Source organism: Actinoplanes sp. NPDC051633 (assembly GCF_040681735.1).
Taxonomy (GTDB): Bacteria; Actinomycetota; Actinomycetes; order Mycobacteriales; family Micromonosporaceae; genus Actinoplanes.
The window spans coordinates 1-8,903 of the sequence record NZ_JBFAZH010000204.1 but is presented as its reverse complement, the minus strand read 5'-3'; the positions used below and the strand labels follow the sequence as shown (position 1 = coordinate 8,903).

The window sequence follows — 8,903 nt, the reverse complement described above, 5'->3', positions numbered from 1 at the left end:
GCTCTCAGTGCGTTCTCAGCCGAGGCGATTCAGCTGATGCGGATCTTGAGCGACGTTCCGCTCTGCTCGATCACGCGGACCTTGACGCCGACCGCCGGCAGCTTCACGCCGGCGTAGGGGATCGCCGGGTCGAAGTACGACCTCGTGTCGTCGAACAGCGGCTGCGCGGCCTTGCCCCGGATGTAGGAGGGCTTGCCCGCGACGTGCAGCGTGAACGAGTCGGCCTTGGTCAGGCTGAACGGGGCGTCGTAGAGCATGACCCGCGACCGGAACGGCTGACCGTCGATGTTGTAGATCGCCTGCGGGTGCGAGTCGATGATCAGGTTGCGGCCCTCGCCCGGGTGGACGTTGGTGTTGTTGTCCTTCCAGTACGAGTTGGCGTACGAGATCAGCAGGCCCTGCTGGTACGCGAAGTGCTCGGACAGGTACGGCTTGTCGGGCGTCCAGCCGAAGTTGTACGGGCCGGTCTTCAGGTACTTGTCGTAGGACACGTAGCTGCGGTTGCCCATGATGTAGAAGTTGTCGTACGACGCGGTGAACGTCGAGCCGAGTGTCGAGAATCCGGCGGCCGCCCAGGTCAGCGGTCCCTCGGCGCCGTCCACCGACTGCGCCGTGCCGTTGACGGTGACCGTCAGGTCGTCGCCGAAGAAGCCACCCGGTGCCAGGCCGCCGTCGGTCGCGTAGTGCAGCCGGAGCTGGATCCGCCGGCCCGCGTACTGGGTCAGCGGGATCGAGATGCTCGCCCAGTCCGCGCTGACGCCGTCGAGGGCCGGCCGCGGCGGCTTGGAGCCGTCCACGCCGATCGGCTCGCCGTTGACCGTGCCGTCGAGCGCGGTCCAGTCCTTGCCGTTCGTGGAGGCCTCGAAGTACAGGTAGTCGAACTTCTCCTCGATGTTGTAGCGGCCCTTGAGGTCGAACGACGCGGTGGTCGCCGAGGTCAGGTCGACCGACTTCGTCAGCGTGTTGTGCAGGTTGTTGTCGTTGCCGGAGAACCACTGTTTCGCGCCGGCGAACGGCGCACCCATATCGGTGGTCTTCTCGATGTCCGGCAGCACCACGACCGCGCCTTGAGCCTTGGCCGTGTTGTACTCCTGTGGCCCGAGGTTGATGGTCTTCTTCTGACCGGCCACGACCAGCTCGTAGTCGAGCCAGCCGAGCTGCATCTTGTTCCACGCGCCGAGGTCGCCGGGCCGGGTGCCGTTGGGCTCGCCCGCGCCGCTGAGCCGGCTCTGCGCCATCAGCGTCCAGAACTCGCTGTTGTTGTTCAGGCCGCCGCTGGTGTCGTAGTCGTCCGGCAGGCCAAGGTCGTGGCCGTACTCGTGGGCGAAGACGCTCAGGCCGCCGTTCTCCGGCTGCACGGTGTAGTCACCGATCCAGAATCCGGTGTCGGCGATCTGGGTGCCACCGTTCTGGTTCTGCGGCGGGCCGACCGGCTGGTTCTGGTACGCGAACCAGCGGTGCGACCAGATCGCGTCCTCACCCTGCTGGATCGCCTGGTCGGCGTTGTCGCCGCCGGCGTGCACGATCTGGAAGTGGTCGAGGTAGCCGTCCGGCTCGTTGAAGTCGCCGTCACCGTCGTAGTCGTACCGGTCCCAGACGTCGAAGGTGGCCAGGTCGGCCTTGATCTGAGCGTCGGTACGGCCGGCCGCGCGCTGGTCCTCGACCCACTTGTTGGCCGCGTCCTTCACCAGCTCCCAGGTGAACGCGTCGGTGCAGTTGCCGTTGATGTCGCAGTCGCGGCCGTAGCGGGCCTCGTTGTACTTGACCTTGACCCAGTCGGTGACCTCACCGTCCACGCTGTACCGCCCGGAGGACTGGGTCTCGTAGTAGGTCTTGAGCGACTCGACGCCCGCGCCCTCGCCGAAATACATCTGCTGGAAGTGCTCGCGGTTGTAGTCCGGCTGCCAGATCGTCTTGGTGTCGACCCTGCGGTCCGGCTGCGGGATCTGGTTGTGCAGCGGGCCGTCCCAGGTGAGCGGGCCCGGGGTCTCCGGGTCACTGTCCACGTCCGGGAAATCCGGGTGCCGCTCGTTGCCGAACTCGGCCAGGATCACGAAGATCCGGTCGGTCTGCTCACGCCCGAGCTCGACGTACTGGTCGCGGCCCGCGGTGCCGGCGGCGCGGCCGTTCATCGCGCGGCCGTTGGTCTTGCCGACCTTCGCCACCGTGCTCTTGCCGCGCTTCTCCGTCTTCACCGTGCCCTTGAGGACACCGTTCACGGCCTCCTGGCGCAGCTCGCGACGCTTCTCCTCGAGCCGGTTCGGGTGGTCATCGACTCGGGCGGTCTGACCGGATGCCGGTGCTGTATCTGGCGGTGCCGCCTGGGCCATCGCCGGCGACATCACGCCGACACTGGTGACCATGGCGGCGCCGAGCAGTCCTGCGACCACTTTGCGCACTACATACCTCCACTGGAAGCACCCCGGGGATAGGGGCTTGAAGTGAACGTATGCAGGCATGGAGATCTATGAGAAGCGAGGATGCAGATTGATAGCTGTCGGTTACACGTTATGGCCCTGCCATAGCGCGAGGCAGATGGCAGGGCCGGAACGTATCAGTCCTCGGACTTCGCGTCCTTCATTCCCGACGAGATCAGGTCCATCACGGCGGAGTCCTGCAGCGTGGTGACGTCGCCCAGCGACCGGTTCTCGGCGACGTCCTTGAGCAGCCGCCGCATGATCTTCCCGGACCGTGTCTTCGGCAGCTCCGCCACGAGCATGATCTGCCGCGGCTTGGCGATCGGCCCGAGCTTCTTGGCCACGTGGTTGCGCAGGTCCTTGATGAGCTCCTCGCCCGCGTCACCCTCGGCGTCCACATTGCCCCGCGGGATCGTGAAGGCCACGATCGCCTGACCGGTGGTGGGGTCGGTCGCGCCGACCACGGCGGCCTCGGCGACCGACGGGTGCGACACCAGCGCCGACTCCACCTCGGTGGTGGAGATGTTGTGGCCCGAGATCAGCATGACGTCGTCGACCCGGCCGAGCAGCCACAGCGAGCCGTCGTCATCCTTCTTGGCGCCGTCGCCGGCGAAGTACACCCACTTGTCGCCGTTGCCGCTGCCGGCGCCGAAGCGCGCCCAGTACGTGTCGATGAACCGCTGGTCGTCGCCCCAGATCGTGCGCAGCATCGACGGCCACGGCTCGGTCAGCACCAGGAAGCCGCCGCCGCCGTCGGGCACCGGGTTGGCCTCGTCGTCCACGACGTCGGCGACGATGCCGGGCAGGGCGGTCATCGCCGACCCGGGCTTGGCGGCGGTCACGCCGGGCAGCGGGGAGATCATCACCGCGCCGGTCTCGGTCTGCCACCAGGTGTCCACGATCGGGGTGCGGTCGCGGCCGACGTTCTTCCGGTACCACATCCACGCCTCGGGGTTGATCGGCTCACCGACGCTGCCCAGGACGCGCAGCGACGACAGATCGGCCTTCGCCGGGATGTCGTCGCCCCACTTCATCATCGTGCGGATCAGCGTCGGCGCCGTGTAGAGCAGCGACACCTTGTACTTGTCGACGATGTCCCAGAACCGTCCCTTGTGGGGGGTGTCCGGCGTGCCCTCGTACATCACCTGGGTCGCGCCGTTGGAGAGTGGGCCGTAGACGATGTAGGAGTGCCCGGTCACCCAGCCGATGTCGGCGGTGCACCAGTACACGTCCGTCTCCGGCTTCAGGTCGAAGACCGCGTGATGCGTGTACGACGTCTGGGTCAGATAGCCGCCGGTGGTGTGCAGGATGCCCTTCGGCTTCCCGGTCGTACCCGAGGTGTAGAGAATGAACAGCGGATGCTCGCTGTCGAAGGCCTGGGCCTGGTGCTCGGGACTGGCCTTCTCGACCGTGTCGTGCCACCACAGGTCCTTCTCGCCCCACGCCACGTCCTCGCCGGTGCGCTTGACGACCAGCACGTGCTCGATGCTCGGGCACTGCGCCACGGCCTCGTCCACGGTCGGCTTGAGCGCCGACGGCTTGCCGCGCCGGTACCCACCGTCCGCGGTGATCACCAGCTTGGCGTCGGCGTCCTGGATGCGGGTGGAGAGCGCGTCCACCGAGAACCCGCCGAAGACCACGCTGTGCGTCGCGCCGACCCGGGCGCAGGCCAGCATCGCGACCGCCGCCTCGGGGATCATCGGCAGATAGATGGCGACCCGGTCGCCGGCGCGGATGCCCAGCTCGGTCAGCGTGTTCGCCGCCTGGCTGACGCTCTTGAGCAGGTCGGCATAGGTGATCGCGCGGGTGTCGCCCTCGGGCTCGCCCTCCCAGTGGATCGCGACCTTGTCGCCGCGGCCCGCCTCGACGTGCCGGTCCACACAGTTGTAGGCGACGTTCAGCTCGCCGCCGATGAACCACTTCGCGAACGGCGGGTTCGACCAGTCCAGCGCCTGGTTCCACTCCTTGGCCCAGGTGAGCCGGCGGGCCTGCTCCTCCCAGAAGCCGATCCGGTCCGCGGACGCCCGATCATAGGCGTCACTCTTCACATTGGCCTGCGCGGCCAGCGCCTCCGGCGGCGGGAACTGCCGCGTCTCCGAGTAAAGGTTCTCCAGGCTCTTGCTCATGAGGGCGGCTCCTCTGCCGTTCACCGGGGCTTTCATGTGCACATTAGTTCCGGGCGACGGGCCCGGCGAGGGTTGCGACGAGTAGCGCGCTCGATGGCGTTCACCGAGCGCCGGTTGGCCGCAGGCTGCTTCTTGCTGATCGAATCTTGCCGTATTCGAGCGGCTTCGCGCACCAATCGTTTCGGATTCTTTGCCCGCTACCGTAGACGCGTGCCCGCCGACCCGCTTGCTCCGTTGCTCCAGCTCGCCGATGTGGCGCCCGCCCTCGACGAGGCGCGTGCCGGCGTCGATGCCGCGCTCCGGCATCGCGCGTTGCGCCGCCAGGGTGGCCGGGTCGCGGCCGAGGTCAGCTTGCGCGCGGCGGTGGCCAGCGCGGCGTTGGAGGGCCACGGGTACGACGCGGAGGAGGTGCGCGCCGGCACGGTGACCGATCCGGTGGTGCAGGGCGCGCTCCGGGTCGCCGAGGGCCTCGGTGCGCTGGTCGACCTGTGGCCTCGAGCGCCCCGCCAGGTGCTCGCGCGGTTGCACGTGCTGGCCGCGCATGGCGTTGTGCCCGCCGACGATCTGGGCCGCCCGGCCGGTGGCACCGACCGGATCGACGCGCTCACCGCGCTGGTGGCCGGCAACGAGACCACGCCGCCGTTGCTGCTGGCCGCGATCGTCCACGCGGAGTTGCTGACCGTGCGCCCGTTCGCCGGGCCGGCCGGCGTCGTGGCCCGGGCGGCCGCCCGGCTCACGCTGATCAGCCGGGGGTTCGATCCGCGCGGTCTGGTCGCGGCCGAGGTCGGTCACCTGGCGCGCGAGCCGGAGTACGTGGGCGCGTCCGGCGCCTACGCGACCGGCACGCCGGACGGTGTGCGCTCGTGGCTGCGGCACTACGCGGCGGCCGTGACGGCCGGCGCCGACGAGCTCACGGCCATCGGCGACGGAGTGCTTGCGAACGCCTGACGACCCAGGTGGGACTCACCCGGTTGGAGACGTTCTGCGTCGATGTCGGAATAGCGCCATTTCGTCCCTAGCTTGGTTGGCATACTTTTTTGCGTGCCTCCTAGCAGCGAGAACTGGGTGCGCCCCTACACCGTCGGCACCGGCCGCTGGCTCGTGATCGGCTGGGAGGCGGTGGCGCTCGTCCTGCTCGGCTGGACCAGCATCGACACCTTCGGGCTCGGCTGGCACGCCCTCCGGGTGATGGCGAGCGCGCTGGCCGTCGTCTGGGTGCTCGGCTCGTGGCGGATCCTCCAGATGGGCGCCTACCTCAGCCCCGCCGGCCTGCGGATCCAAGGCCTGTTCCGGACCCGGACGCTGCGATGGCAGGAGATCGCGCACGTCCGGCTGCACAAGGCCACCCATCGGATCGGGCCGTGGGAGATCGAGAGCGGCATGACCGTGCTGATCGAGCGGCGCGACGGCGGATGCGTGGACACCGAGCTGTGGGCGCAGGGTGTCGACTTCCACTCCCGCCCCAAGGTCTTTCGCGCCGTCTATCACGAGCTGCGCAACCGCCACCTGGCCGCGGTCAACGCATAACCAACCTCGGACATGAAGAACGGCGCCTCGCGGCGCCGTTCTTTCGCTCGTCCGACCGGGTTATCAAGCGTGCACCTGGGTCGTTGTCGACAGTCCTCCTGCCCCGCTCTCGCGGTGCCGAGGTCCCGCCGCAACGTGCCTACCGTGGCTGATCGCGCGTGGGTTCCCGGTGGCCGTGCACGGAATCCGATCTCTCGTATCCCGCTCGTTCTTTCTACGCCGTCGCCGCCTTGATCGCCATGGGTTCGGCTCCCAAAGTTGGACTAACCGGATCAGTCAGACACTTGTCTGGCCTCTCGGATTACCCCGCCGGGGCGGTTTTCAGCCTGCGGTGCCGGCCGTAGATCGCGATCCCGATCGCCACGCCGACGCCGACGCTCAGGGCGGCGGCCGCCACCGGGACGGCGGGCCGGTCGCGCAGCCGCCGGCCGAGGGGGACCGGGTTGCGGAAGGCGAGGATCGGCCAGGAATTCTCCACGGCGACGCGACGCAACGTACGGCTCGGGTTCACCGCGCTGGGGTGGCCGACCACTCCGAGCATCGGAAGGTCACTGCTCGAATCCGAATATGCGTAACACTCCGCCAGGTCGTAGCTGCGTTCGGCGGCGAGCGCGCGGATCCCGTCGGCCTTGTTCTCGCCGGCCGCGTAGAACTCGACCTCGCCGCTGTAGCGGCCGTCCGTGATGCTCATCCGGGTCGCGATGATGTCGGTGATGCCGAGCAGCTCGCCGATCGGCCGGACCATCTCGTCGCCGGACGCGGAGACCAGCACGACGTCGCGACCGGCCGCCTGGTGCTCGCCGATCAGGGTGGCGGCTTCCGCGTACACATAGGGGTTGATCAGCTCTTCCAGCGTCTCCGCCACGATCTGCTGGACCTGCTCGACGTGCCAGCCCTTGCACAGAGCGGCCAGATAATCGCGGGTGCGAGCCATGGTCTGCTCGTCGGTGCCACCCAGCCGGAACATCAACTGGGCGTAGGCACTTTTCACCACGTCACGTCGGCTGATCAGGCCATCACGATAGAACGGCCGTCCGAAGGCCAAAGCACTGGACTTGGCGATGACGGTCTTGTCGAGGTCGAAAAACGCGGCGCTGCGCCCCACGGGCCGAAAGTGTAGCGGTTCGCCACGCCGGGTCGTCGTCGTCCACAGTCGCCATCACCGCAGGTTACGGAAAGAAAGTGCCAGATACGTCGCACTCAGTGACGTCGGGGACTCGACGGTGGCCCTCGACTGAGGCATGCTTGTGTTGCGACTGGGATTCACGTTGCTCGCGTGGCGGTCGCGTTCCGTGCAGATTGTGATCTGCATTCGCCTGCTCTCGGTGGTTGCGCCCCCCGCGATCACCGAGTCGATTCGGCTCGACCCCCCCGGAGCCGAATCCAAGGACGGCCCCTGTCTCCCCCGACGGGGGCCGTCTTCTACGCCCCGGTCGCTTCGGACGTCTCGAAATCGATGGCCGGCTCCTCCGAAGCGTCGACGGCGCTCAGCCCGAAGAGCTCGGTCAGCCCGGTCACGGCCAGCACCCGGCGGAAGTTCGGCGTCGGGTTCGCCACCATGAACGTGGTCTGCGCCTCGGTGGCCGCCTGGTATCCCTCGATCAACGCGCCGAGGCCGGTGGAGTCGATGAACGCCGCGGCCTTGAGATCCACGCGCAGCACCAGCGGCCGCCACTCGGCGACGGCCTCGCGGATGCCGTCCGCCACCTCGTCGGCGTTGGAGAAGTCGATCTCACCAAGCAGCGCCACCGTGGCCGTGCCGTCGGCGAAGGTGCTCTGGATCGGGTTCTCCATACCAACTCCATCGAGTCCGTGTGCCGGAACAACATACCCAACCAGCGCCCGCCGCACTCCCTGCGAGGTCCCTCGCGCGGTAGCAGAAGAACCCCTGCGGGTACGAGTTATCCACAGCCGACTGACTTATCCACAGGAAGCCGATCTCCGCCGACGCCGAGCCGCCGGACGCGCCACGGTGTGAGCCCACCCGCTCACCAGGAGGCCTCCGCGATGCGCCTGCCACTCGTGCTCACCGCCGACCCCGACCTTCTCGACGACCTGTTACGCCTGGCCGCAGCCGGCGGCACCGACGTCGACGTGGCACCCGACCCGGCCGCCGCACGCCCGCGATACGGCGCGGCGCCGCTCGTCGTGATCGGCGCCGACCAGGTGGACGCGTGCGCCCGGGCCGGTCTGCCACGCCGGGAACGCGTGATCATCGTCGGACCGGACGAAGTCTCGGACAGAGACTGGCGTGCCGCTCAACGGCTGGGCGCCGAACACGTCGCGGTGCTCCCGGATGCGGAGGCATGGGTCGTCGACCGGTTCGCGGAATCGCCGAGGCGCATGCCCCGGGCCCGCGTACTGGCCGTGACGGGCGGCCGGGGTGGCGCCGGCGCCAGCATCCTGGCGGCCGGTCTGGCCGTCACCTCGGTGAGCAGTGGCCGGCGCACGCTGCTGGTCGACGCCGACCCGCTCGGCGGCGGGCTCGACCTGCTGCTGGGCTGGGAAGCGGTCGACGGCCTGCGCTGGCCGGCGCTGGCTCGGACCGGCGGGCAGGTGGACCCGCCGGCCCTGTTGGGGGCGCTGCCGAGCCGCGGTGATCTCGTGCTGCTGTCCTTCGACCGGGCGGGCGGGTCGGTCCCGCTCGAGGCGATGGAGGCGACGCTCGACGCGGCCCGTCGTGGCCGGGACGTGGTGGTGATCGACGTGCCGCGGCGGCTGGACGACGCCGCGGTGCTGGCCCTGCAGGCCGCCCACCGGGTCCTGATCGTCGTGCCGGCCGAGCTGCGCGCGGTGGCGGCGGCGAAACGGGTGTCCGCGATGATCGGCGCGC

General features: G+C 68.9%; 7 protein-coding genes. 3 read left to right on the top strand and 4 right to left on the bottom strand.

The window, feature by feature from the left end; genetic code table 11:
* Positions 1-29: 29 nt before the first annotated feature.
* Together AB0M20_RS14395 and acs are read right to left on the bottom strand one after the other, a co-directional pair.
* Positions 30-2,399, bottom strand: coding sequence for an immune inhibitor A domain-containing protein (locus AB0M20_RS14395; RefSeq protein WP_364298091.1), 2,370 nt, complete (start codon positions 2,397-2,399; stop codon positions 30-32).
* A gap of 155 nt (positions 2,400-2,554) precedes the next feature.
* Positions 2,555-4,543, bottom strand: a complete 1,989-nt coding sequence (gene acs, locus AB0M20_RS14390) for an acetate--CoA ligase (protein ID WP_364298089.1) — start codon at positions 4,541-4,543, stop codon at positions 2,555-2,557.
* A gap of 210 nt (positions 4,544-4,753) precedes the next feature.
* Here acs and AB0M20_RS14385 point away from each other — a divergent pair, with 210 nt between their 5' ends.
* Both AB0M20_RS14385 and AB0M20_RS14380 read left to right on the top strand, forming a co-directional pair.
* Positions 4,754-5,491, top strand: a complete 738-nt coding sequence (locus tag AB0M20_RS14385) for an oxidoreductase (RefSeq protein WP_364298087.1) — start codon at positions 4,754-4,756, stop codon at positions 5,489-5,491.
* A 93-nt stretch (positions 5,492-5,584) separates the two neighbouring features.
* On the top strand, positions 5,585-6,070 hold the full coding sequence (locus AB0M20_RS14380) for a PH domain-containing protein (protein ID WP_364298085.1): 486 nt from the start codon (positions 5,585-5,587) through the stop codon (positions 6,068-6,070).
* A gap of 301 nt (positions 6,071-6,371) precedes the next feature.
* On the opposite strand, the gene AB0M20_RS14375 is transcribed toward AB0M20_RS14380, so the two are convergent.
* Positions 6,372-7,175 carry an HAD-IB family hydrolase gene (locus AB0M20_RS14375; protein WP_364298083.1) on the bottom strand — a complete coding sequence of 268 codons (804 nt, stop codon included), beginning with the start codon at positions 7,173-7,175 and terminating at the stop codon, positions 6,372-6,374.
* A gap of 317 nt (positions 7,176-7,492) precedes the next feature.
* Positions 7,493-7,864 (bottom strand): STAS domain-containing protein, encoded by a 372-nt coding sequence (locus AB0M20_RS14370; RefSeq protein WP_364298081.1) that lies wholly within the window; start codon positions 7,862-7,864, stop codon positions 7,493-7,495.
* A 213-nt stretch (positions 7,865-8,077) separates the two neighbouring features.
* On the opposite strand from AB0M20_RS14370, the gene ssd reads away from it, so the two are divergent.
* A partial coding sequence (gene ssd, locus AB0M20_RS14365) for a septum site-determining protein Ssd (RefSeq protein ID WP_364298079.1) occupies positions 8,078-8,903 on the top strand: 826 nt, incomplete at its 3' end.